The 24,546-nt window shown below is 61.5% G+C and carries 21 protein-coding genes, 1 tRNA gene and 1 pseudogene; 18 read left to right on the forward strand and 5 right to left on the reverse strand.

All coding sequences use genetic code 11. The features are described from left to right. Positions 1–39: 39 nt before the first annotated feature. On the reverse strand, positions 40–1,452 hold the full coding sequence (gene glgC, locus AC1DCM_RS03935) for a glucose-1-phosphate adenylyltransferase (protein WP_442005354.1): 1,413 nt from the start codon (positions 1,450–1,452) through the stop codon (positions 40–42). 93 nt (positions 1,453–1,545) lie between these two features. On the opposite strand from glgC, the gene glgA reads away from it, so the two are divergent. Continuing rightward, a complete protein-coding gene (glgA, locus tag AC1DCM_RS03940; RefSeq protein WP_477517358.1) occupies positions 1,546–2,742 on the forward strand; it encodes a glycogen synthase in 1,197 nt (398 codons plus the stop codon). A 135-nt stretch (positions 2,743–2,877) separates the two neighbouring features. On the opposite strand, the gene AC1DCM_RS03945 is transcribed toward glgA, so the two are convergent. Both AC1DCM_RS03945 and AC1DCM_RS03950 read right to left on the reverse strand, forming a co-directional pair. Beyond that, the gene (locus tag AC1DCM_RS03945) at positions 2,878–5,031 is read right to left on the reverse strand and encodes an acyl-CoA dehydrogenase family protein (RefSeq protein ID WP_477517359.1); all 2,154 of its coding nucleotides are present in this window, start codon (positions 5,029–5,031) and stop codon (positions 2,878–2,880) included. A 46-nt stretch (positions 5,032–5,077) separates the two neighbouring features. Next, positions 5,078–5,878 (reverse strand): TetR family transcriptional regulator, encoded by an 801-nt coding sequence (locus AC1DCM_RS03950; protein ID WP_477517360.1) that lies wholly within the window; start codon positions 5,876–5,878, stop codon positions 5,078–5,080. On the opposite strand from AC1DCM_RS03950, the gene AC1DCM_RS03955 reads away from it, so the two are divergent. The 5 genes from AC1DCM_RS03955 to AC1DCM_RS03975 all read left to right on the forward strand — a co-directional run bounded on the left by AC1DCM_RS03955 (position 5,877) and on the right by AC1DCM_RS03975 (position 10,255). After that, positions 5,877–7,265 carry an acetyl-CoA C-acetyltransferase gene (locus tag AC1DCM_RS03955; RefSeq protein ID WP_477517361.1) on the forward strand — a complete coding sequence of 463 codons (1,389 nt, stop codon included), beginning with the start codon at positions 5,877–5,879 and terminating at the stop codon, positions 7,263–7,265. The two genes, AC1DCM_RS03950 and AC1DCM_RS03955, sit on opposite strands and share 2 nt — an antisense overlap. A 9-nt stretch (positions 7,266–7,274) precedes the next feature. Beyond that, positions 7,275–8,615, forward strand: a complete 1,341-nt coding sequence (locus AC1DCM_RS03960; RefSeq protein WP_477517362.1) for a 3-oxoacyl-ACP reductase — start codon at positions 7,275–7,277, stop codon at positions 8,613–8,615. Beyond that, positions 8,612–9,535: a MaoC/PaaZ C-terminal domain-containing protein gene (locus AC1DCM_RS03965; RefSeq protein WP_477517363.1), complete on the forward strand. Its 924-nt coding sequence runs from the start codon at positions 8,612–8,614 to the stop codon at positions 9,533–9,535. Before AC1DCM_RS03960 ends, AC1DCM_RS03965 begins: the two co-directional genes overlap by 4 nt. A gap of 100 nt (positions 9,536–9,635) precedes the next feature. Next, a complete protein-coding gene (locus AC1DCM_RS03970) occupies positions 9,636–9,917 on the forward strand; it encodes an SRPBCC family protein (protein WP_477517364.1) in 282 nt (93 codons plus the stop codon). 89 nt (positions 9,918–10,006) lie between these two features. Then, positions 10,007–10,255: a hypothetical protein gene (locus tag AC1DCM_RS03975; protein ID WP_477517365.1), complete on the forward strand. Its 249-nt coding sequence runs from the start codon at positions 10,007–10,009 to the stop codon at positions 10,253–10,255. Positions 10,256–10,375: 120 nt separating this feature from the next. On the opposite strand, the gene AC1DCM_RS03980 is transcribed toward AC1DCM_RS03975, so the two are convergent. Next, positions 10,376–10,458 (reverse strand) — tRNA-Leu (locus AC1DCM_RS03980). 267 nt (positions 10,459–10,725) lie between these two features. Here AC1DCM_RS03980 and AC1DCM_RS03985 point away from each other — a divergent pair. Beyond that, entirely contained in the window at positions 10,726–12,030 is a 1,305-nt protein-coding gene (locus AC1DCM_RS03985; RefSeq protein ID WP_477517366.1) for a M20/M25/M40 family metallo-hydrolase, read from the forward strand. A gap of 30 nt (positions 12,031–12,060) precedes the next feature. Beyond that, a pseudogene (locus AC1DCM_RS03990) lies at positions 12,061–13,221 on the forward strand (acyl-CoA dehydrogenase family protein). A 32-nt stretch (positions 13,222–13,253) separates the two neighbouring features. Here AC1DCM_RS03990 and AC1DCM_RS03995 read toward each other — a convergent pair. Beyond that, on the reverse strand, positions 13,254–13,487 hold the full coding sequence (locus tag AC1DCM_RS03995) for a DUF5703 family protein (RefSeq protein WP_216925728.1): 234 nt from the start codon (positions 13,485–13,487) through the stop codon (positions 13,254–13,256). A gap of 39 nt (positions 13,488–13,526) precedes the next feature. On the opposite strand from AC1DCM_RS03995, the gene AC1DCM_RS04000 reads away from it, so the two are divergent. The 10 genes from AC1DCM_RS04000 (at position 13,527) to AC1DCM_RS04045 (ending at position 24,545) form a co-directional block, all read left to right on the forward strand. Next, on the forward strand, positions 13,527–13,784 hold the full coding sequence (locus tag AC1DCM_RS04000) for a hypothetical protein (RefSeq protein ID WP_477517367.1): 258 nt from the start codon (positions 13,527–13,529) through the stop codon (positions 13,782–13,784). A gap of 276 nt (positions 13,785–14,060) precedes the next feature. Then, positions 14,061–15,758, forward strand: a complete 1,698-nt coding sequence (locus AC1DCM_RS04005; RefSeq protein ID WP_477517368.1) for a sugar transferase — start codon at positions 14,061–14,063, stop codon at positions 15,756–15,758. Positions 15,759–15,861: 103 nt separating this feature from the next. After that, entirely contained in the window at positions 15,862–16,971 is a 1,110-nt protein-coding gene (locus AC1DCM_RS04010) for a Gfo/Idh/MocA family protein (protein WP_224090338.1), read from the forward strand. Next, on the forward strand, positions 16,968–17,987 hold the full coding sequence (locus AC1DCM_RS04015; protein ID WP_477517369.1) for an NAD-dependent epimerase/dehydratase family protein: 1,020 nt from the start codon (positions 16,968–16,970) through the stop codon (positions 17,985–17,987). Before AC1DCM_RS04010 ends, AC1DCM_RS04015 begins: the two co-directional genes overlap by 4 nt. Continuing rightward, positions 17,984–19,150, forward strand: coding sequence for a DegT/DnrJ/EryC1/StrS family aminotransferase (locus AC1DCM_RS04020; RefSeq protein WP_477517370.1), 1,167 nt, complete (start codon positions 17,984–17,986; stop codon positions 19,148–19,150). The genes AC1DCM_RS04015 and AC1DCM_RS04020 overlap by 4 nt, the downstream gene beginning before the upstream one ends. Next, positions 19,147–19,809, forward strand: a complete 663-nt coding sequence (locus tag AC1DCM_RS04025) for an acetyltransferase (protein WP_477517371.1) — start codon at positions 19,147–19,149, stop codon at positions 19,807–19,809. Before AC1DCM_RS04020 ends, AC1DCM_RS04025 begins: the two co-directional genes overlap by 4 nt. Further along, complete coding sequence (locus AC1DCM_RS04030; RefSeq protein WP_477517372.1) at positions 19,806–21,272, forward strand: oligosaccharide flippase family protein; 1,467 nt, start codon at positions 19,806–19,808, stop codon at positions 21,270–21,272. The genes AC1DCM_RS04025 and AC1DCM_RS04030 overlap by 4 nt, the downstream gene beginning before the upstream one ends. Further along, the gene (locus tag AC1DCM_RS04035) at positions 21,269–22,543 is read left to right on the forward strand and encodes a glycosyltransferase family 4 protein (protein WP_477517373.1); all 1,275 of its coding nucleotides are present in this window, start codon (positions 21,269–21,271) and stop codon (positions 22,541–22,543) included. The genes AC1DCM_RS04030 and AC1DCM_RS04035 overlap by 4 nt, the downstream gene beginning before the upstream one ends. Next, positions 22,540–23,709, forward strand: coding sequence for a glycosyltransferase (locus AC1DCM_RS04040; RefSeq protein WP_477517374.1), 1,170 nt, complete (start codon positions 22,540–22,542; stop codon positions 23,707–23,709). The genes AC1DCM_RS04035 and AC1DCM_RS04040 overlap by 4 nt, the downstream gene beginning before the upstream one ends. Next, positions 23,706–24,545, forward strand: coding sequence for a hypothetical protein (locus tag AC1DCM_RS04045; protein WP_477517375.1), 840 nt, complete (start codon positions 23,706–23,708; stop codon positions 24,543–24,545). Before AC1DCM_RS04040 ends, AC1DCM_RS04045 begins: the two co-directional genes overlap by 4 nt. Position 24,546: the final 1 nt, after the last annotated feature.

Here is a 24,546-nt window from a genome sequence, read left to right on the forward strand (position 1 = left end):
CCTCGGGTTCTACCAGCGCAACCGGTGATGAAGGGGAGCCTAGCGGCCAGCGCCGTTTGACGCTGCGTCTACTACCCGGGCTTGGATTCCGGCAGCTACCTTTTCTGCAGAATCCCGGATATCGGGGTCATCCTGCGTCGCAGCCTTAACGGCTTCCGGCAGGCCCCGGCGGTACTCTGCGGACAACGCGAGCTCCTCTTCGCCAGGTTCAGGTACAAGCTGTCCTTTGGCAAGGACTGTGATCCCGGATTCGGTGACCTTGTAGCCACGGGCCTTGTCCAGCGCCGGGTCCAGTCCGATCGCAGCGCCGGCCGGGACTTTGACGTTCTTGTCCAGGATGGCCCGCTTGATCACTGCACCTTCGCCGACGCGGACCTTGTCCATGAGTACCGAGTCCTGAACACGGCTGCCCGCCTCCACGAAGACATCGTTGGAGAGCACGGAGCCTTCAACGATGCCGCCTGAAATGACCACACCGCTGGCCACGATGGAGTCCAGCGCCGTACCCACCGTGCTGTTTCCGCCGCGCACAAACTTGGCGGGAGGGGAAATGCTCTGGCGGGTGTAGATGGGCCATTCGGAGTTGTAGAGATTGAAGATGGGAACGGGGGAGATGAGGTCAACGTGGGCGTCGTAGAAGGAGTCGATGGTGCCAACGTCCCGCCAGTAAGTACGGTCACGTTCCGTTGCACCAGGGATGTCGTTGAGCGTGAAGTCATAGACTCCGGCCTCACCCTTGTCCACGAAATAGGGAATGATGTCCCCGCCCATGTCGTGCTTGGTATCCAGTCGCTCAGCGTCAACATGAAGCGCCTCAACGAGGGCGTCGGCATTGAAGACATAGTTGCCCATCGAGGCGAGGAACTGGGTGGGATCGGCCGCAAGTCCTGGCGTGCTGGCCGGCTTCTCCACGAATGCCCCGATCTTCTGGGGATCGTTCTGGTCAACTTCAATCACACCGAATTGGTTGGCCATGTTCAGCGGCTGTCGCACGGCTGCTACGGTAGCCTTCGCGCCACTGGCAATGTGCTGTTCCACCATTTGGGAGAAATCCATGCGGTAAACGTGGTCTGCGCCGACCACAACCACGATGTCCGGAGCGTCGTCGTGAATGAGGTTCAGCGACTGATAGATGGCGTTGGCGCTGCCAAGGAACCAGCTCTTGCCGACGCGCTGCTGCGCCGGAACGGAAGCTACATAGCGGCCCAACTGTGTGGACATGCGCCAGGTCTCGGAGATATGTCGGTCAAGGCTGTGCGATTTATACTGCGTCAGAACCACGATTTTCAAATATCCCGAATTGACCAGATTCGATAGTGCAAAGTCAATAAGCCTGTAGCCCCCGGCGAACGGAACTGCTGGCTTGGCCCTATCCGCCGTCAAAGGCATGAGGCGATTGCCTTCGCCGCCAGCCAACACGATTGCCAATACTTTCTTCAACGCCATGGTCATAGCTCCCCGTACGTCTTCGTAGCCCCCAAAAGTCCGATTTTCCGGACCCTTTCACACTAGAACACATAAGCCGGAACGACTACGTTGGGTAACGTGCGAATAGACATTGTGACTAAAGAATTCCCTCCGGAAATTTATGGCGGTGCCGGTGTCCACGTTGCCGAGCTCAGCCGTGTGCTGGCAAAGCATGTGGATCTTCATGTCCGGGCGTTTGGCGCCCCACGTGATGCCGACTACCATGGGGCCACCGTGGCCTCCTATGCCACACCCCAGGACCTCGGCGATGCCAATGCTGCCCTCCAGACGTTGGGCGTGGATCTTCGGATCGTTCCGGACATTGCGGGAGCGGATCTCGTCCACTCGCACACCTGGTACGCCAACATGGCAGGACACCTCGCTTCGCTGCTGCATGGCATTCCCCATGTACTGAGCGCCCACAGCCTGGAGCCGTTGCGTCCATGGAAGGCCGAACAGCTCGGCGGCGGCTACGCGTTGTCTTCATGGGTGGAGAAGACAGCCTACGAAGCTGCTGCAGCGATCATCGCCGTATCCGATGGAATGCGGCAGGACATCCTGCGCAGCTACCCCGACGTTGACCCGGCCAAGGTCAGGGTTGTCCACAACGGCATCGACGTTTCCCTGTGGGAACGGGACGAAGAGGACGACGCCATCCGCGCGCTGGGCATAGATCCCGCCAAGCCAAGTGTGGTGTTCGTTGGCCGGAACACCCGCCAAAAGGGCGTCCCCTACCTGCTGCGCGCAGCGTCCAGCCTTCCCGCCGATGTTCAACTGGTCCTCTGCCTGGGCGCAGCTGATACTCCCGAATTGGCAGCTGAAACAGCCCGCCTCATTGAGGAGCTCCAAAGCAAGCGCGAGGGCGTGATCCTCATTGAGCGGATGCTGCCGCGCCGGGAACTCATCCAGGTCCTGAGCCATGCCACCGCATTCGCCTGCCCCTCCATCTACGAACCGCTGGGCATCGTGAACCTTGAAGCAATGGCTTGCGGCGCCGCTGTGGTGGCAAGCGCAACCGGCGGCATTCCAGAGGTGGTCCAGCATGGCGAAACCGGCTTGCTCGTCCCCTTGGAGCAGGTTACCGACGGCACGGGAACGCCGCTGGATCCAGAGAAATTCGTGGCCGATTTCGCAGCAGGCCTGAACGAGGTAGTGGCAGATCCAGAGCGTGCCCGCAAGATGGGCATGGCCGGCAGGCGCCGTGCCGAAGAGCATTTCTCGTGGGAATCGATCACTGAAACCACCCTTGAGGTGTATCGCTCCGTTCTCAACTAAGCACGGTTAACGCTGCCCCAGGCCGTTCGGGAAAGCAGTCAAAACCGCGACGGCGCCGCCCCCTTGAGTGGGGACGGCGCCGTCGCGGTTTGGCGAAACTTCCGAAAAAGTTCACTGACCGGATGTCTTGTACTGTTACCGGGACTTGGATGCCTTTAGTGCCAGTAGCGACTTCTCGTCCGCCGGTGCGGATCCGCTGGCGCGCTGTTTGCGGAAGTGCGTGCTGGCCTCGTCCTGGCGGCCTGCTTCAGCGCCGGTAGCGATTGCTGCACGCAGGTGCTCCGGACCGTAGCCAAACGCGTCCACGAGGTCCAGCGCGTGGGGACGGATCTTGACCAGCAAGCGGTTGATGTAGGTCCCCACGGTCCTGCCGCGTTGCATCGAGAGCCGGCCGTTCATGAGGTACCAAGACAGGTGCTTCTCGATGAGCGAAAGCCCGAACAGGTCCCGCAGCCAGGTGAGGACCCGTTTGGTTCCCTCATCGGAAACCTCGGCCAGTGCCTCCGTGAAGGCTTCCCACTGGAGGAGCTCCGCGTGGGCTTGAGCGGCTTCGATGAGTTCGTGCTGGTGCTGGTTGAACAGGGCTGCCGCCTGGTGCTGCGGCAGCTTATTGGCACCCTTCAGCGCAGCACCTACTTCGGCCACCATGGACTGCACACGGTCAGTCAGCAGGGTCCGCTGGCCTTCCTCGTCGCGCAAAGCCAGCGCTGCTTTCTGCACCGAACCGGTGTCAGCTACGAACTGGGCAACCTGGCGAAGGCCCGTCCTGTGCAAGGCGACACCCGCGGCCTGGTCCACTACATAGCGTGCAAGCACGCCGAAGTCCGCACTGCGGAATTCCTTGGCGTAGTCGGCCAGGAGGCGCTTGGCCACCAACTGCAGCAGGACGGTGTTGTCGCCTTCAAAAGTCACGTAAACGTCAAGGTCCGCGCGCAACGAGGCAAAGCGGTTCTCGATCAGGAATCCTGCGCCACCACAGGCTTCCCGGCATTCCTGCAGGGTGTCCAGCGCGTGCCAGGTGCTGAGGGGCTTCAGCGCAGCCGCCAAGGTTTCCAGGTCCTGACGGTCGGCGTCGGTGTCGTGGGCACCGGAGAAGACGTCGTCGAACTTTTGCAGGAGCTGCTCGTGGGCAAAACTCGCGGCGTACGTCGTGGCAAGCCGGGTGAACAGGCGCCGCTGGTGACGCTGATAGTCCAGCAGGACTTCCTCATCGGTGGGGGAGGACGCATTGAACTGACGGCGCTCAGTGGCGTACTGAATGGCTGTTTTGAGCGCAACCTTGCTTGCTGCCACAGCTGCACCGTCCAAGGAGACCCGGCCTTGGACCAAGGTTCCGAGCATCGTGAAGAAGCGGCGGCCCGGGCTCTCGATGGTTGACGAATACGTACCATCCACAGCTACGTCGCCGTAGCGGTTCAGGAGGTTGGTGCGGGGGATACGGACATCGGTGAAATGGAGCCTGCCGTTGTCGATGCCGTTGAGGCCGCCCTTGATGCCGTCATCCTCCCCGCCGATGCCCGGCAGGAATTCTTTGGTAGTAGGGTCGCGCAGTTCTACGTAGAAGGCGTGGACACCGTGGTTAACGTTCTTGGTTACCAGCTGCGCGAACACGACGGCGGCCAAGCCATCGTTCGCGGCGTTGCCGATGTAGTCCTTCCAGGCTGCCCGGAAGGGGGTGTTGATGACAAACTCCTGGCTACCCTCGTCATAGGTGGCCGTGGTGGCGATGCTTGCGACGTCGGAGCCGTGGCCCGTCTCCGTCATCGCGAAACAACCCGGAATTGCCAGGCTCATGATGCCGGGGAGCCATTTGTCGTGGTGCTCCCGGGTACCAAGGTGCATGACAGCGGAGCCAAAGAGGCCCCATTGAACGCCAGCCTTGATCTGCAGGGAGGGGTCCGCCGTGACGAGCTCTTCGAATCCGGCAATATTGCCGCCGTGATCATCGGAGCCACCCAGGCGCGTGGGGAACGCCCGGTGGACAGCATTGTTATCCACCAGGAACTTCAACTGCTCAAACACGCGGGCCCGGTGTTCCGTGTGATGCAGGCCTTCGATCTTCTGGACATCGGGATGACCTGCTACTTCGCGGGCTTGGTGCCGGATGTGGGCCCACTTGCCCAAGAGCTGCTCACCCAGCGCAGCGACATCGACCACCGGGTCCGCACCCTGCTTGCCAGAGTCACGGCCTTCGGATCCACTGGTGCCGGATGCGCTATTGCGGGTGGCCGCATCCTCGCGGCCTGAGGGTTGTTGGGCTGATGCCGCCCGGTCCACTACTTCAGTCATGTTGATTCCTTCTTTGGTTCCTACAACTGATGGGTCGTTGCTCATGTCACGTTGTTGCTTTGAGTTGGGGTGCGATGCCCAGGCACAGCCAGTCCGTGATGTGTCCGGCCATGGCTGCCTGATTCGGTTTCGTCTCGGAGGCAGGGCTTCCAAGCCACATTTCGCCGGCGTTCCGAACGAGCCCAATGGCTGCAGTGGGCCAATACTCGATCAAAGCCTCTTTCTCTGTACCGAGGTACTGCCGCATGGGTGTGGCGATCATGTCCGTGATTTGTTCGAAGAAGTTTCCCAGCGCACCCGACGCCGCAATGGCATCCTGTGAGGAAGCTTCCCCGGGCGTCAGCCGGGTGATGAACGCATACACGTTGGGGCTGGATTCCGCCATTTGCAGGTAGGCCGAGACCATGGCGTAGAGCCCTTCACGTGGCGTCTGCGCCAATTGGGCCGCTTCTTTCATGCGACGCTGCATTTGCCCCAGCACCACTTCTCCCATCGCCTGTTGAAGGCCTGCCTTATCGCCGAAATAGCGGTAGTAGACCGACTTTGAGGTGCCCGCGGCACCGGCGATGTCTTCCATGGACGCCTCGCTGCCCAAGGCGTGCACAGCCCTGCGTGCTGCCTTGATGAGCTCGCGCCGACGCTCCTCGCGATGGCTCTGCCACCTGGCAGCACGCCCATCTACGGCAGGATCCGGGACGGCACTGCCGGACTCCGCTGCGGTATCAACAGCGCCAGCGCGGGAAGAGGCAGGAGCGTGCGGAAATTCTGTACGACGACGGTTCACGATACCCAGCGTATCAGGTACGCTGGGTATCAGTAACTGGTATTCATCGAAGGAGTCAAGCATGGCTGCAGCAGACGGACCCGCGGGCACGAACACAGGTAAAAACAGCTTCGCAAGCGCAGAGCAGAGTGCCGAACAGAACAAGGGCATTCAAGGGACGCGTTCTGCCGTGATCGTTGGAGGCAACAGGATTCCGTTTGCCCGGACGGGCGGCGCTTACGTGAAGTCCTCCAACCAGGACATGCTTACTGCTGCACTGGATGGACTGATCGCCCGCTTCGGGTTGCAGGACGAGCGGATCGGTGAAGTAGCAGCTGGGGCGGTGCTGAAGCATTCACGGGACTTCAACCTCACCCGGGAGGCTGTACTGGGTTCCGCGCTATCTCCAGAGACACCTGCATACGACCTTCAGCAGGCATGTGCAACGGGACTGGAAACCGTGCTTGGGCTTGCCAACAAGATCAAGCTTGGCCAGATCGAATCCGGGATCGCCGGTGGGGTTGACTCCGCGTCCGACGCCCCGATTGCTGTCAGCGAGGGGCTGCGGGAGATCTTGCTGGACCTCAACCGCGCCAAGACCTCCGTCCAGAAGCTGAAGATCCTGGCCCGTATCCGGCCAAAGGATCTGGCCCCGGATGCTCCCAACACCGGCGAACCACGTACCGGCCTCTCCATGGGCGAACACCAGGCCCTCACCACTGCACAGTGGAAGATCAGTCGGGAGGCACAGGATGAACTCGCGTTCAACAGCCACCGCAACCTCGCCGCCGCCTACGAACAAGGCTTCTTCGACGACCTCATCACTCCCTACCGGGGCCTGAACCGGGACTCCAATCTTCGGGCGGACACCACATTGGAGAAGCTCTCCACGTTGAAGCCTGTCTTTGGCAAGAACCTGGGATCCGAGGCCACGATGACGGCCGGCAATTCGACGCCACTGACCGACGGTGCGGCAACCGTGCTGCTTGCCAGCCAAGAGTGGGCGGACAGCCGGGGTCTGCCCAAACTCGCCACCGTCCTGGATGGTGAGGCGGCCGCCGTCGACTTCGTCCACGGCAAGGACGGACTTCTGATGGCGCCGGTCTTTGCCGTACCGCGCCTCCTGGCCCGCCATGGGCTGACTCTGGAGGACTTCGACTTCTTCGAAATTCACGAGGCCTTCGCCGGAACCGTCCTCAGCACCTTGGCTGCCTGGGAAGACGAGGACTTCGGACGAACGCGGTTGGGGCTGGACGGCGCTTTGGGAAAGGTGGACCGCGCCAAGCTCAACATCAACGGTTCCTCGCTCGCTGCCGGCCACCCATTCGCAGCAACCGGTGGCAGGATTGTGGCTTCGCTGGCAAAGATGCTCCATGACAAGGGGAGCGTGGACGGAAGGCCGGCACGTGGCCTGATTTCCGTGTGCGCCGCCGGCGGGCAGGGCGTTGTTGCCATTCTGGAAGCAGCCTAGGGGAGCGTGATGACAGACAAGTACACCAAAATCGTCAGCAAAGGACTGGGCAAGGACGTCGCCAAAAGGCTCGGCCTGCCACAGCCTGTTGAGCTGCGTCGACACCAGCCAGGCGCACCGCTCGTCACTGGGCCAGTGCTGGTCAACGGCGACAGCCTGGGCGCAGATGACCTCGCCACTACGCTTCTTGGTTGGGGCCTGGACATCCGCCGTCATGCGTTGCCCAAGGAAAAGCTCGGGGCCATCATTGTTGTCCTCGACGCCGTGCAGCACCCGGAAGATCTGGGCAAGCCAGTCCTGACAATTGGCGCTTCCTTGCGGGACCTCGCGCCCAATGGACGCGTCATTACCGTCTCAAGGACGGCCAGGTCGGCACCTGCGCCCGCTTCGGCCGCCGCCCGGCAGGGCATCGATGGCCTTCTGCGTTCACTGGCCAAGGAATTGCGTGCTGGAGCCACGGCGAACGGCATTCTTCTTGACGAGGACTTAGCCACCACCAGCCCATCCACGCTGGGGGCGCTCCGATTCTTCCTTTCCGGCCGCTCCGCCTACGTGGATGGCCAGTTCCTGACGATCAGTTCGTCCTCCGGCAGCCTGCCCTTCGACGCCGACAAACCCCTTGCCGGCAAAGTTGCCGTGGTCACCGGTGCAGCGCGGGGCATTGGTGCCGCGATCGCCCGTACGCTCCACCGTGATGGCGCAAAGGTTGTCCTGGTGGATATTCCTGCAGCAGGCGACCATTTGGCGGCGGTCGCCAACGAGGTCCATGGAACCGCGCTCCAGCTGGACATCACCCGCGACGACGCCGGTCACCGGATCATCGACCACGCAGTGGAACGCCATGGCCGACTCGACGTCGTAGTCCACAACGCGGGCATCACCCGCGACCGGCTCCTGGCCAACATGGATGAGGGACGCTGGCAGTCTGTCATCGCCGTCAACATCGCTGCGCAATTGAGGATCAACGGGACCCTCCTGGCATCGGAGCACTTCAAGGACAAGCCGCGCATCGTTTCGGTGGCATCCACCAGTGGGATTGCGGGTAATAGAGGCCAGACCAATTATGCCGCGTCCAAGGGGGGCGTGATCGGAATGGTGCGCTCAACAGCGCCGCTCGTGGAGTCCTTCGGGGGGACGATCAACGCCGTAGCGCCAGGGTTTATTGAAACAGAGATGACGGCCCGGATGCCGTTCGCCATCCGGGAAGCAGCGCGAAGGGTCAATTCCCTCAGACAGGGTGGCCAGCCCCAGGACGTAGCCGAAGCCATTGCCTTCCTGGCGAGCGACGCCGCAGGCGGAATCTCGGGCGAAGTGCTTCGTGTATGCGGGCAGCAAATGGTGGGAGCATGAGCAAACCCCAGCCCGTCATCCTTGGGGAGCTGCCGTCGCTGTCCAAGCTCTACATGAATGCCGCGGCAACTGCCGCTCGACGGCGGGTCCTGGGGTCATCGGCGGGGCAGGCGACACTGCCTGCCGCTAGCCACGAGGTCAAGGGGGTCCAGGCGGACGTCGCCAATCTCACCGCCTACCAGCACCTTCTGGGGGAGACCGCCAGTGACATCCTGCCAGCAGGTTTCGTCCACGCGCTGGCGTTTCCGGTGTCAATGAGTGTCATGAACCGGGATGACTTTCCCTTGCCATTGCTCGGGATGATCCACCTCAGGAACCATGTGGAACAGCGGGTTCCCATTCAGTTCACAGAAGCCCTGGACATCCGGTCATGGTCGGAGAACCTTTCGGGTCACCGGGCGGGTACGCAAGTCGATGTCATCGCCGAAGTCCGCTCGAGTTCGTCAGGCGCGCTGCTGTGGCGGGGAATTTCCACGTACCTTGCGAAAGGGGTCTTCCTGCCTGGCATCGACAAGCCGGGAAGCTCAAGTGGCTCCGGTGATAATGGCGGCTTTTCTCCGCCGGACCCTACGGCGCTGTGGCAACTCGACCTGGACATCGGCCGTAACTATGCCGCCGTCTCCGGCGACTTCAATCCCATCCACCTGAGCGTTCTATCGGCCAAAGCCTTGGGTCTGAGAGGGTCCATTGCCCACGGCATGTACCTTGCCTCCCGGGCGTTGGCAGACGTCGGTGCGGTCAAGTCGGATGCCTTCACTTGGGACGTGGCGTTTGAAGCGCCTGTGTTCCTTCCGGCCCGGGTGGCGCTGGACATCTCCACCATCCAATCGGAAACCGGGGCTTGGCAGCGTTCGGACTACGTGGCGTGGAACCCACGCAGCGGTCGGCGTCATTTCAGGGGCGGCGTGGCGCCCTTGTAGGAACCTGTTGGAACTTGGTTACTTCGAATCTTCCTCTGGATAAACTCACTTAGCGCTGGGAATCCTGCCTGGACGCCGCCCAATACATTGGCGGGGAGTGATGATCTCGATGATCGAGCCCGTCACCGAATGGGAGGAAGGTCGCGCCCTCGCCACCAGGAACGAGCCGTCGACACTGGTGCCCTTCAAACAAGCCAGCTCCAGGCTCGTCCTCCAACCACATGGCGAGGGGACAGCGTTGGCCTTTGACTACCGTTATGTGCCCAGGGGTGGGCCACTCGGGCGCCTGACCGGCCCCCTGATTGACAGAATGCTGACGGCGACCTTCGAAAGCATGCTGGCAGCGGTCGAGAAGGCTGCCCGCCAGGCAACTGAGAGGTGATGCGCTTGTGCAGACCCCCCTTCAGATTCGAACATATGTTCTATTCTTAGTTCATGAGACCCAAGCAAGACTCCAAAGCTTTCGCCCGCATGATGTTGCAGACCGAGGCGGAGGCAAACCACCCCAAACCTGACGATGGCAAGATCATGGAGCTCGAGCAGGGTGCCCAACCGCTTGTCCGTGTTGGTGAGGTGTACGGACGTGCGATCAAGTACACCCGTACCTATGGCCTGGTGGAGTGGATGGATGATCGGCGGGACTATCACGTGGAATGGTTTCCGGCCGGACAGATCAAACGGGTGGCCCAAGAGTCATGGAGGGGCTGGCCGTTGGCTTAGCAAACGGCATAAGTGATTGGACAAGCGCCACCCAGGGTCGTCAAGGGGGTCCAGGGTTATCATTGGGACCCAGGGTGGCTGAGGGCACAAAAAAACCCCGGTTTCCCGGGGCCTTCTTTGTGCGCGGAGGGGGACTTGAACCCCCACCCCCTTTCGAGGACTAGCACCTCAAGCTAGCGCGTCTGCCATTCCGCCACCCGCGCAGGTGGTGTTCAGAGAAGCATTCTGCACCTTCCGGTGCTTCACTTTCCTCCGAAGCAGCGAGAAAAACTCTAACACGGTTTGAAGCAACTAAAAAATCGATGCTGGTCAGGACCGGGTGCAAGCTTTCAACCCGTGGCGATGCCCGGAATTGCTCAACCGACGGCGCTTCCGGTGAGTAGGCTGGTGGAACACGGGACGGTAGAACTGCGGGGTCCGCAGTGCGCGTCGCCGGCACCTGCAGCCCAGCCAACGCAAGGAGAATTTCCATGTCTGTCATCCGCCCCGAAGATGAAGTTGTCCGGATCTGCCAGGAGCTCATCCGTATCGACTCCTCCAACTTCGGCGACGACACCGGACCGGGCGAACGCGCTGCTGCGGAGTACACGGCTGGCCTGATCACGGAAGTGGGACTTGAGGCCGAGATTTTCGAGTCCGCACCGGGACGCGCCAACGTCGTCACGCGCCTGGCGGGGGAGGACCCCTCAGCTGACGCGCTGGTGGTCCACGGACACCTGGACGTTGTGCCGGCCCTGAAGGATCAGTGGAGCGTTGACCCCTTCAGTGGTGAGCTGAAGGATGGACTGATCTGGGGCCGCGGTGCCGTGGACATGAAGGACATGGATGCCATGATCCTGTCAGTGATGCGGGACTTCGCCAGGACTGGCCGCAAGCCCAAGCGGGACATCATTTTTGCCTTCTTCGCAGACGAGGAAGCGGGCGGTACCTATGGCGCCCGCTATGCCGTGGAGCACAGACGAGAATTGTTCGATGGGGCCACGGAGGCTATCTCCGAAGTGGGTGGATTCTCCGCGACTATCGGCGGCCAGCGGACCTACCTGCTTCAAACTGCAGAAAAGGGGCTGTCCTGGTTGCGCCTGGTTGCGCATGGACGGGCAGGCCACGGCTCCCAGATCAATACAGACAACGCGATCACCAGGCTCGCGGCCGCAGTCACCAGAATCGGCGAATACAAGTGGCCTGTGGAACTCACTCCCACCACCAGGCAGTTCCTGGACGGCGTGACTGAACTCACCGGCGTCGAATTCGATGCGGACAACCCGGACATCCTTCTCAAGGAGCTTGGCACCGTTGCCCGCTTTGTTGGTGCGACGCTGCAAAATACCTCCAACCCCACCCTGCTCCGCTCGGGCTACAAGCACAATGTCATCCCGGAATCGGCGGAGGCCTTCGTGGATTGCCGCACGTTGCCCGGCCAGCAGGAACTGGTGTTCGAGACCATCAAGGAACTCGCTGGGGACGGCATTGAGATCAGCTACGTCAACAAGGACGTCTCCTTGGAGGTGCCGTTCGCCGGCAACCTGGTGGACTCCATGATCGACGCCTTGCACTCGGAGGACCCGGGCGCCAAAGTGCTTCCCTACACTCTCTCCGGAGGCACGGACAACAAGTCCTTGAGCAAGATCGGCATCACCGGTTATGGCTTCGCTCCACTGATGCTGCCGGACGAGTTGGACTTCACGGGCATGTTCCACGGGGTGGACGAGCGGGTACCTGCGGAGTCCCTGCAGTTCGGCGCGCGCGTCCTCAACAGGCTGCTGAGCAGCTACTAAGAAAGCAAGATTCAGGAGGGCAGGTTCGCGATGACTCCAGAGGAAATCCTTCCGGATGCACTGTTGGAACGGCTACGCGGGCGGGCGGCCGGCTATGACCAAAATAACCTGTTCTTCCACGAAGACCTTGAAGAACTGGCAGCCGCCGGTTACCTGAAACTGTTCGTGCCAGTTGCCGACGGCGGTATGGGACTGGGGCTGGAAGCGGTAGCTGCGTTGCAGCAGCGTCTCGCCACGGCCGCCCCGGCCACAGCGTTGGCAATCAACATGCACTTGGTCTGGACCGGCGTCGCGCATGTCATGGCTGCCAGGGGAGACGACTCGCTGGACTTCGTGTTGAACGAAGCCGGCACGGGGGAAGTGTTCGCTTTCGGAATTTCGGAAGCGGGCAACGATTCAATGCTGTTCGATTCCACTACCGTTGCGGAGCCGCTGCCCGACGGAGGTTATCGATTCACCGGACGGAAGATCTTTACGAGCCTGTCCCGTGGTTGGACCCGCCTGGGAACGTTCGGCAAGGACGCGGAGGGAAGGGACGGAGAGGGCGAATTGGTTTTCGGGTTCGTCCATCGCGATGAACCCGGGCACGAAACCCTTGACGATTGGGACACCCTGGGCATGCGGGCCAGTGCCTCGAACACCACACTGTTGAAGGGAGCGGCGGTTCCTTCGGAGCGGATCTTCCGTAAACTGCCTGTCGGTCCCAACCAGGACCTGCTGATTTTCGCCATCTTTGCCTGCTTTGAGACCTTGTTGGCGGCCGTCTACACGGGATTGGCGGAGCGCGCCTTCATGCTGGGCGTTGAAAGTGTCAAACGACGGGTCTCGGCGAAACACGGCGGACGCAGTTTCGCCCAGGACCCGGACATCCGCTGGAAAGTTGCCGACGCGGCCCTGGCCATGGACGGAATCTATCCCCAGTTGTCGGCAGCAGCGCGCGACGTCGACAACCTGGTGGACCACGGACCCCAGTGGTTCCCCAAGCTTGTTGGACTCAAGTCGCGGGCCACGGAAAATGCCCGCTACGTGGTGGATCTGGCGATCAGGGTCACGGGAGGATCCAGCTACTTCCGCGGCTAGGAACTGGAACGCCTCTACCGGGACGTACTCGCGGGTATTTTCCATCCGTCCAACGACGAATCGGCGCACAACACGGTGGCGAACGCCTGGCTGGGGCCCCTGGACAGCTAAAGGCTCGGCAGCTGAGGCAAGTGGACAGCTGACTAAACCGTGCGCTGCACGGAATAGACTTTTCGCCGCAACCAGAAGCGTCTGCCGCCGCCGAGGTATAGCCGGCTGCGTTCCAACTCCCACTTCCCGTACTCCGAATGCTCCGCGAGCCGACGCCGGGCTTCGGGCAGTGAATCGTCAGGTCCCACCGTCAGTACGAGGTACTCGTACTGACGTGCATAGTCACGTTGGCGCTCTTCGGAGCTGCCTCGAAATTGTTCCTTCATCCCTCTCCATTTTCGTCCTTTTCGGGCTAACGTGAAGTCATGAGCATCGATCCGCGTGTCGCGCTTCAGTCACTGACTGCTGCCCTGGAAGAGCACTTGGCCGCCGCTTCAGCCCGCAGGGGCGAGGGTGACCCCAACGTCGAGGCGGCGTTCTTCGCCGTCGCAGATGCCTTCGAGGTTTACGAAGACGCCTTGTACGAGGCATATTCCGAGGTTACTCCGCTGCAGGTGTTTGATGACGAGGAAGAGGACGATGACGAGATCCTGGACGAAGACCTCGAAAGCCTGGGGGACTAGGAGCCTTCAATAAGCGGCAACTAACCGGTCACCGGCGGTGGCCGGTTTTTTGTGTCGTTTCGCGACCTGATTGTCCTGTTTCCAGCCCGAAATGTAGCGGTTTTCGGTGCTGCAGTGAGGCTTAGAGCACGTAGTCCTGCCTCATCCGGCTAGGTACTGGCACGTAGGAGCCATGGGTAAACCTGCGCAAAGTTGAGTACCGACTACTGGTGCGCCTCCTGACAGCCGCCGCTTCACTGGGATGTAGGCAACGGCAGGTCTGCGAAGAAGGCTGACATGGTAAAAGTTCCAGTCTTGCGTTCGGGCAAGGTGGCGGCCCCTCAGGGTCCGCACGACTTTTCCTTGGGCGCGGCGTTCACCGCGAAACCTGGTGTTGTCGATGTCAATCCGCCGGCGTCTCCCTGGATTGACAAGTCCGTTGCTGCACAACGGGCTGAAAAGGCGGGACTGGCGGCGTTGAGGGCAGATGTCACCCTGGACCTCAAGCCGCCAGTCACCCACCGCAAAGCCCGCAATTCCTCCTCTTTGGCCGATCGGTCAGACCGGTATGAAGGGGCCGGCTGGACCAAGGCGCTCACCAACGGTCTTCGCTGGGCAGACAGCGCCCTGGTAGGGGCAGCAGTCACATCCGGATTCTTTCTAAACACTGACGGTCTTGCCGTTGCGCCAGGCGGCGCGGGATATGAGCGGCACCTCATGCTCGGTTTCATACTTGGCATTGCCTGGCTGGGCGCACTGGAGGTCTACCGGACACGGGATCCGAAAGTACTTGGGGTTGGGGCCGAAGAGTACAAGCGTGTCCTGTCGGCAAGCCTGCGCGTTTTCGGCTTCCTGGGGCTCGTGGCAGTCGTTGTCCGGCTGGAGTCAGCAAGCTCCTTCGTCCTGGTGTCCCTGCCCGTCGGCTTAGTGGCCCTGACAGGCAACCGGTGGATGTTCCGCCGCTGGCTGACGCGCGAAAAGTCACGCGGCCGGTGCCTGTCCCGTGCCATTGTGGTGGGGGAGCCACAGGACGTCAGATACGTCATCAAGCAAATCAACCGGAAGTCCGGTGCCGCGTACAACATACTGGGGGCATGCCTTCCAGGGGCGCGGCGGGGTGCCGTCCTGGTGGTGGATAACGTGCGGGTTCCCGTGTTGTCATCGATTTACGGCATTGCCCACACTGTGCGTCAGACGGGCGCCAACGCGGTGATCGTTGCCGGTCCGGTCCCTGGCGGCAACCAGTTCATCCAGGAGTTGGGCTGGCGCTTGGAAGAAGATGCCGCCGAACTGGTACTGGCAGCAACGTTGACCAACGTGGCCGGCCCGCGCATCCACTGGCGCCCCGTTGAGGGCCTGCCCTTGATGCATGTGGATATTCCGCACTACTCCGGTGGCAAACACACACTCAAACGCCTCCTGGACGTTGTGGTCTCGGCTGCTGCATTGCTTTGCTTGGCGCCACTGCTGGCTGTTTTGGCGCTGATTGTCAGGTTGGACGGCCCCGGCCCAGTGCTCTTCCGGCAGGAACGGATTGGCAGGCGAGGCACCACCTTCCAGATGCTGAAGTTCCGTTCGATGGTGGTTGACGCCGAAGCGCGGCTGGAAGAACTCAGCGGAAAAGACCAGGGCGCCGGTGTCCTCTTCAAGATGCGCGAGGATCCCCGCGTCACCAAATGCGGCCATTGGATGCGCAAGTACTCCTTGGACGAGCTACCCCAGTTCTGGAATGTGCTGGCCGGGAACATGAGCCTGGTGGGCCCCCGTCCGCCGCTCCTGCGCGAAGTCAGTGGTTACGAAAGGCATACTCATCGCCGGCTGCTCATCAAACCCGGAATTACGGGCTTGTGGCAGATCAATGGACGATCGGACCTTCCCTGGGATGAAGCTGTCCGGCTGGACCTCTACTACGTCGAAAACTGGTCGATAGCGGGCGACCTGATGATCATGTGGCGGACCTTCCGGGCCATGATCCAACCCTCCGGCGCCTACTGATGGGCTGGCTGGAACGTACTGGCTGATCCGAGACACGTCGAGCAGCCCCAAAAGCATTACCTGAGAAAGAACCGAGCTATCCAACACAGAATCCGAGTGGAAAATGAGCATAGGAACTATTCCATCAGGCCACCTTAACGGCCACGGGATGACCCCGAAGTTACGGATCGCCGTGGTCGGAGCGGGATATTGGGGCCCGAACCTCGCCAGGAACCTCAAAGCCAGCCCGGATTGGGAACTGGTGGCAATTTGCGATCTTGACGTGGAGCGCGGACTTCGGCTGGCTGAAACGGTAGGCGGCGTCGCCGTCGTCGAGTCCTTGGACGAACTTCTGGACACGTACAACCTGGACGCCGTCGCCGTGGCGACCCCGGCGCACACGCATCACGGAGTAGTGATGACCGCGTTGCGGGCCGGCATGCACGTTCTCGTCGAGAAGCCACTCGCGGACAGCCGCGCCAAGGGCCTGGAAATGGTGGAGGAAGCCAAGGCCCGCGGCCTGGTCCTCATGGCAGACCATACCTATTGTTTTACTCCGGCGGTTTTGAAGATCCAGGAGCTCGTCTCCAGTGGGGCGTTGGGCGACATCTTGTATGTCGACTCCGTGCGCATCAACCTCGGACTTGTCCAACCGGACGTCAATGTCTTCTGGGATCTTGCACCCCACGATCTTTCGATCCTGGATTTCGTCCTGCCAGGAGGCCTGCATCCCACCGAGATCTCTGCACACGGCGCAGATCCCCTGGGTACGGGCCGCGACTGTGTAGGCCACCTGACCTTCGGCCTTCCGAACGACGCCATGGTGCACATCCACGTGAACTGGCTCAGTCCCACCAAAATCCGCCAGATGATCATTGGCGGCTCAAAGAGGACGCTCGTCTGGGACGACCTGAACCCCCAACAACGACTCAGCGTCTACGATCGCGGCGTCAGCCTGGAACAGCAGCCACGCTCAGCGGCGGACAAGAAGAACTCGGCCATCTCCTATCGCCTGGGCGACACGTGGTCACCGGCGTTACAGGAACGCGAACCGTTGGGCCAGGTCGTCGCTGAGCTGGCCGGATCCATCCGGAATCACACGATACCGCGCACCAGCGGCGAATCCGGACTCAGGGTCCTCTCAGTACTGGAAGCCGTCACCCAAAGCCTTGGAACAGACGGCCAGTCAACCATCGTTGCCGGCAACGAGGTAGCTCTCCAGGTCGCACAGTGAAGAAGTTGCTCGGCGCCAACGTCCTGGTCACCGGAGGCGCCGGAACCATCGGATCCACCCTGGTTGACCAACTGGTCGACGCCGGCGTGGCGCACGTGGACGTCCTGGACAACCTCGTCAGGGGGCGCCGGGCCAACCTCAACGATGCGCTGGCTACCGGACTCGTACAGCTGGTGGAAGGTGACCTGAGGGACCGGGACCTGATCCACGACCTCACCAGGGGCAAAGATCTGGTTTTCCATCAGGCTGCGATCCGCATCACCCAATGCGCCGAGGAACCACGGTTGGCTCTTGAGGTCCTGGTGGACGGAACCTTCAACGTGTTCGAAGCCGCCGTTGAGCACAACGTGGAAAAGGTCATCGCTGCGTCAAGCGCCTCGGTCTATGGAATGGCAGAAGAATTCCCCACCACCGAGCGGCACCACCACCACAACAACGACACCTTTTATGGGGCCGCGAAATCGTTCAATGAGGGAATGGCGAGGAGCTTCCGGGCCATGTCCGGCCTGGACTACGTCCTCCTGAGGTACTTCAACGTGTACGGACCCCGCATGGACGTCCACGGCCTCTATACGGAGGTACTTGTCCGATGGATGGAGCGGATAGTCGACGGCGTTCCGCCCCTGATCTTCGGCAGCGGCCACCAGACAATGGACTTCATCCACACCGCCGACGTCGCAAGGGCCAACATCCTCGCAGCCGCAAGCGATGTCCGAGAGGGTGTCTATAACGTGGCCAGCGGCACCGAAACCAGCCTGGCCGAACTCGCGCAAACACTGCTACGGGTCATGCAGTCCCCACTGCACCTTGACCACGGACCCGAACGGGCAGTCAACGGCGTTGCCCGCCGGCTCGCAGACGTCACCTCCGCCAAGCGGGACCTCGGTTTTGAAGCCGCAATAGATCTTGAAGATGGACTCCGCACACTCGTCACATGGTGGCGTCCGCTCCGGGAAGAAATCGCAGCCTCCCGGCAGCTGGCCCGGCCCGAAGCGCCCTCTGTAGGTGCACGATGACCACTTCCGAAACTTCCCTGGCACGCATCGACGTGATGAAACCGTGGCTTGGGGAAGAAGAAGCCCAAGCAGTGGCCGAGGTCATCGCTTCCGGTTGGGTGGCCCAAGGCCCCAAAGTCAAGCAGTTCGAGGAAGCCTTCGCCATGGAGCAACAGGCTGCTTTCGCCGTCGCCGTTTCCAGCTGCACCTCAGCCCTGCATCTGGCACTCGCCGTGGCCCGGGTTGGTCCGGGAGACGACGTCGTTGTTCCCTCCTTCTCCTTCATTGCCACGGCAAACGCCCCCAGCTATGTAGGGGCACGCGCGGTCTTCGCCGACGTCGACGTTCTAACAGGTTGTGTCACCGCTGAAACGATTGCCGCCGCCTTGACTCCTGCCACACGGGCCGTCATAGCCGTGGACCAAGGCGGAGTACCCGTGGATCTCGATCCCATCCGCGCCCTGTGCGACCCCCTCGGCATCACCGTGATAGAGGACGCAGCCTGCGGCATCGGTTCCCGGTACCGCGGCCGCCCGGTGGGAGCGGGCGCCGAACTGGTGGCTTGGTCCTTCCACCCCCGCAAAATCCTTACCACCGGCGAGGGTGGGATGCTGTCCACGCCGCGGCAGGACTTCGCAGACCGGTCCCGCCAGCTCCGCGAGCACGCAATGAGCGTCTCAGCCGCGGACCGTCATGCCAGCATCCTTGCCCCCGCCGAGGAATACCTCGAAATAGGGTTCAACTACCGCATGACCGACCTGCAGGCCGCCGTCGGGATCGTCCAGCTCGCCCGCCTGCACAAAGCAGTACAACGCAGGCGCGAACTGGCCGCCAACTACGCCCAGGCCTTTGCGGGCGTCGAAGGCCTGCGTTTAGTAGACGACCCCGGATACGGAACCGGAAACTTCCAATCCTGCTGGTTGGAAGTAGGCACGGCTTTCCCTCTGGGAAGAGACGCCCTGATGATTCGCCTGGCAGAGGACGGAATATCGGCACGGCGGGGCATCATGGCCGCACACCGGCAACCTGCCTACGCCCGGACAGCCAAGGGCGCGGTTTCGCTGGCAGTAACTGAATGGCTGACAGACCACACATTGATCCTGCCTCTGTACCACCAACTCACCCTGGGTGACCAGGTCCGGGTCATCGACTCAGTGCTCCGCGCGGCAGGACAGGGAAGATGACCGAGCTCCTCCTCATCGCCGCCAGCGGACTCGCCCGCGAGGTCCTGGCCATGGTCCGCAACACCGGACAATACGACGTCATCGGAATCCTGGACGACGACGAGGACAAACTTGGGCGTGTCGTGGACGGCGCACACGTACTGGGCCCCATCCGCGATGCCCTGACGTTCCCACACGCCATGCTGCTGGTCTGTATTGGATCGGGCCGAGGACGCGAAAGCGTCGTCATGCGGCTACGCACCCTGGGCCTCGCCGAAGACCGCTACGCAACGGCAATCGACTCATCTGTACATCCGCCGGAGGGATGCAGGATCGGCCTTGGCAGCATTCTCCTGGCGAACGTCACCATGACAGCCTCCGTCACAGTGGGAAGCCACGTAGTAGCCATGCCCGGCGTCACGCTCACCCACGACGACGTCGTCAGCGACTTCGCCACCCTGGCCGCAGGCGTATCCCTCGGCGGGAACGTCCACATCGGCCGCGCAGCCTACATCGGCATGAACGCCAGCGTCCGCGAGCGCCGCACCGTCGGCGCCGGCGCAACCATCGGCATGGGAGCGGCCGTGCTTACTGATGTTCCCGCCGAGGAAACCTGGGCCGGGGTGCCCGCACGCGTTATCCGCCGCGGATTTTCTCCTGAGCTGGAGGATGCCTTGTGACCCTCCCGAGCCCTGTGCCCACTAAATCCAAACCCACACCGTCCAAGGCGTTTGTGATCAGCGTCGTTAATGCTTTCGTCACCCGTCTGGGAACAATCGGTATCGGGATCGCCTTGGCGCGCCTTCTCGGACCGGAGGAATTTGGAACTTACGCGGTGGCGTTCGTTGCGCTTGTAGCGGTGCTGAGCTTCAACGAGCTGGGGGTGAGCCTGGCAATTGTGCGTTGGCCTGGCGACCCGAAGGCCATTGCCGGCACGGTGACGACGATCTCTACTGCCTGCAGCCTGATTCTTTTTGCTGCTTCCTTCGCCTTGGCTCCCTATTTCACCAATGCCATGGGAAATGAAGCGGCAACAGATGTGGTCAGGGCTCTGGCATTTTGCATCGTGCTTAACGGATTGGTAGCAACGCCGGCAGCACTCCTTCAACGCAACTTCCAGCAGGGCCAACGCATGATCATTGATCAGGTCAATGTATGGCTGGGAGCAGCTGTATCCCTGGTTCTTGTCATCATGGGCATGGGAGCCATGAGTCTTGCCATCGGACGGGTGCTGGCCAGTCTGGTTTCCGCCGTTCTCTTCCTGATCTATTCACCGTTACCGTATCGTTTTGGGTTCTCGCGGAGGTCAGCGAAACAGCTGTTGGCCTTTGGGTTACCTCTGGCCGGCGCGAGCGCAGTGGTCTTTGCTGTGGGCTACGTTGACCAGCTCATTGCGGGAAGAATGCTCGGCTCTGTTGCTCTGGGTCTCTATGTCATGGCGTTCAATATGGCTGGATGGCCGTCGAGTTTGCTGTCCCAGCCGCTCCGCAGCGTGGCACCGGCGACTTTTGCCCGTTTGCAGGACAAACCCGAAGACATGAGTTCGGCCCTGTTGTCGCTGACGGGGGCGCTTGCAGCAGTCCTCTTGCCAGCGTGTGCCGTCATGATGGGATGCGCTGTCCCGCTGGTGACGCTGGTCTATGGAGATGCGTGGGCTCCTGCTGGCGTGGCCCTTATCTGGCTTGCCCCACTGACTGCCTTTCGCGTGCTGCACGAGTTGATTTATGACTACCTCGTGATTCTGGGATTGTCGGTATCGATCTTCACTGTCCAACTGGTTGCGCTGGGGGCGTTGGTTCCGGCGCTCATAGTCGGCGCCCTCTATGCTGGGATGCCGGGTTTGGCTGCGGCACCTGTTGCCGTGGCTGCTGCAGTGACTTCGCCTATGTACCTTAAGGCAATGCGGCGGGCAAGGGTTCCTCTAAGGGCCATGGCTGTCCGCCTGCTTCGCCCGGCTTGTGTTGCTGCCGGCGCGGGGCTTGCGTCCATGCTGTTGAGCCAGTTCATACGTTCACCCCTTGAAGCTGTTTTGGCATCCACAGGTGTTGGTGTTTTGGCGCTGGCAGCAACCCTGGCCCTGGCCCGGCACGATCTTGCCGGTGTCAGGCTCTGGGGCCGGGGCCAGGAGGTGTCTCTGGTATGAGGATCCTTGTTTATCCCCATGACCTCCGCGTGGGAGGGAGCCAGTTGAATGCTATTGAGTTGGGCGCCGCCGTTCAGCGCCTGGGCCATGACGTCGTGCTCTTTGGACAGCAGGGGCCGCTCGCGCAGAAGGCAGTGGAACTGGGTTTGGAATACGTGGAAGCACCGGCCCCTGGGAAACGACCCTCGCCGGCTGTCATCCACGCATTGGTCCGCACCGTCCGCGAGCGCCGAGTGGATATCCTCCACGGATACGAGTGGCCACCAGCTTTGGAGTGTCTGGCTGCCTCCAAACTGGTCCGCGGCACCACTTCGGTGGCCACTGTGATGTCCATGGCTGTGGCTCCGTTCATCCCAAAGTCAATGCCACTGATGGTCGGCACAGAACAAATCCGGCACTGGGAGGCTTCCCGGGGGAGGCCGGACGTGCACGTTATGGAACCACCGGTGGATATTCTCGCCAACCAAGTTTCCGCCACGCCGGGGTTGAGAGCATTCAGGCGTAAGTTCGCCTTGACTGACGGTTTCCTGAATGTTGTGTGCGTTACCCGCCTGGCGCACGAATTGAAGCTGGAGGGCATCATCTGCGCCATGGATGCTGTGCGGATGCTGTCCGTTGAGGGGCCCGTTCGCCTGATCATCGCGGGAACGGGCCCGGCGAGGGCAGAAGTCGCTGCCAGGGCTGCCCTTATCAACGCAGCCACCGGGCGGGACACTGTGACCCTTACAGGTCAACTTTCCGACCCCCGCCCTGCCTATGCCGTTGCTGATGTCGTACTAGGCATGGGTGGCTCAGCGCTGCGGGGTTTGTCCTTTGGAAAGCCCCTTGTGGTGCAAGGCGAGAGAGGCTTTTGGGAACTCTTGACATCGGAGTCACTACCATCGTTTCTGTGGCAAGGGTGGTACGGATTCGGTCCCGGCACAGCCGGAGAAGGACATATCGCTTTGGCCGCTATCCTGAGGCAACTCATGGACGATGATCAGCTTCGTCTCGGCTTGGGGTCCTTTGGCCGGCAAATCGTTGAAGAGCGGTACTCCTTGGACTCTGCGGGGCGACGTCAGGATCTCCTTTACCAGCGTTTCGCGGCTTCCCGCCATGGTCTGACTTCGACCATGGCACCTGAGGTGGCCGCAATGATCCGCTACTGCGGCTATGTGGGGAAGCGACGTGGTCAACGCGTGCTGGGACGGCTGCCCAGGGACGATTTCAATGCCCGTCCTGTCGCTATGACGGCCGCTGCATCGAACCTAGCCGCGGCGGTGAAGGCATGAGCGGCACCATCATGTATATCTCTGGAGCGCAATGGGATGGAGTGCCCGGGACAGACAGGCTGCTGGCGGAGGCGCTGAGCGCCCGCACGAAGGTTATCTGGGTCGATCAACCGGTCTCAGTTGCCAGGGATGGGAACGCGCGTCGTCACGCGGTACGCAGCTTTTGTGGCATGGCTGAGACCGTGGCCCCCACAGTGGGCAGGTTGCGCGTCCCCGCCCTGCCCGGCTTCAGCCGGCCCCTGGTACGACGCTCCACAGAGGCCATCGCCCGGTGGACCCTGCAGTCGGCAGCGAAGAAGGTGGGCGACGGCATTGCAGGAGTGGTGAATACATCGCCCTTGATTCAGTTCCCCCGAGGACTATCCGCGCCCCGGCTTCTTCATCTGACCGATGATTGGCTTGCCTCAGCGAAGCTCATGGGATTATCCCGCCCCCACCTGGAACGGGTCCTTCGCACCAACATGGCTGCGGCCGATGTCGTCACAGCGGTGTCGCCCGGACTGGCACATAAAGCTTCTGAATTCTCAGGCCGGAAGGTGAAGTTCCTGCCAAATGGTTGCAGGCCCCCCGTTCCAACCGAACCCGGAACTGTCCGCCAACCGGTCGCTGTGTTGATCGGCCAGCTTAATGAACGTTTGGACTTTGCCACCCTTGGTGATCTGGGCAGGACACGACTTCCCATTATCGTCTTGGGTCCGAGGACAGAACGAGAACGGTCCGCCCGGAGGAGCCTTGATGAATTCTTGTCCCGGCCGAATGTTGACTGGCGTGGCGAGGTACCCCCTGAAGAGGTTGCCAGGGTACTGGGTACGGCTGCCCTGGGCCTTACCCCTTACACGGATTCGGAATTTAACCGGTCAAGTTTTCCCCTCAAGACCCTCGAATATCTTGCCTTCGGAATACCTGTGGTCGCCACTGACCTTCCGGCCACGCGGTGGATTAGCTCCGAGTTCATAAAGATAGCCACGACGTCGCAGAATTTTGTGGAACTTGTGCGATCAGGCCTTGAGACAGTGCTGACGTGTGAGCAGCAACGGGGAATCCAAGCCTCAGCACAGGAGCACACATGGGATGTAAGGGCAGAAAGCCTGCTTTCCCTTTTGGGTGTGCAACAAACCACGGAGCGGGTCAGTCAACGCGCTCCCCGTCATATTGGGAGCACATGATGCAGCTGCGAACTGTTCTAACCAGTGTTGTCCGGCGCTGGTATCTGGTGGTTGCAGGCATCCTCGTTACGGGGCTGCTGTGCATGGCCATCCAATCCACGGCCCCGGAAAAATACAAGTCCCAAGCAAGCCTGGTCCTCATGCCGTCGAGCCAAAGCATCGGCGAGGCCGGGAATCCTTACCTCTATTTGGGTGGAATGAGCGAGGCCCTTGACATCCTGATCCGCAAAATCACGTCGCAGCCCGTGAAGGAACGGCTTCTGGCCAACTTCGGATCCGCCACCTACATCGCCGAGCCCGACCGCGGCACCAGTGGCGCGATTCTGATCATTACTGCCACTGCGGACAACCCCGAAGAGACCATGGCACTGCTGAAGGCGGTGATGGACGAAACTCCCCGCTCACTCAACGAAATGCAGGAAACCCTGAACGTCGCAGTGCCGGCCAGGATCACCACGATGAGTCTTCTCGTGGACCGGCAAGCCGTTCCCGAGGTGAAGGCCCGCACGCAGTTGGTCCTCATTGCCGGGGCTGGGGGGCTGGCACTCACATTGCTCCTGTCTGTCCTGGTGGACGGACTCCTGATGACCAAGGCCCGCAAGAAGCAAGCAGCAAGGAAGGATACCTTGCCGGAGGGCGACGCTTCTCCCTTTGAGGGCCGTGACACCGCCGAACATGCCACTGTCCACAGCCCGACGATGCTGGCAAAAGAGGCCGTGACCGCCCCCTCCGAGATCCGCCCCGGGGGATCCCGGAGCAGGCACACTTCCCACGACGCCAAGGAAACCGATGAAGAGATCCATGGCGTCCTGCCACTGTCCTCCGGGTCAAGCTAGC

The organism is Paenarthrobacter sp. 10N417 (assembly GCF_056394745.1).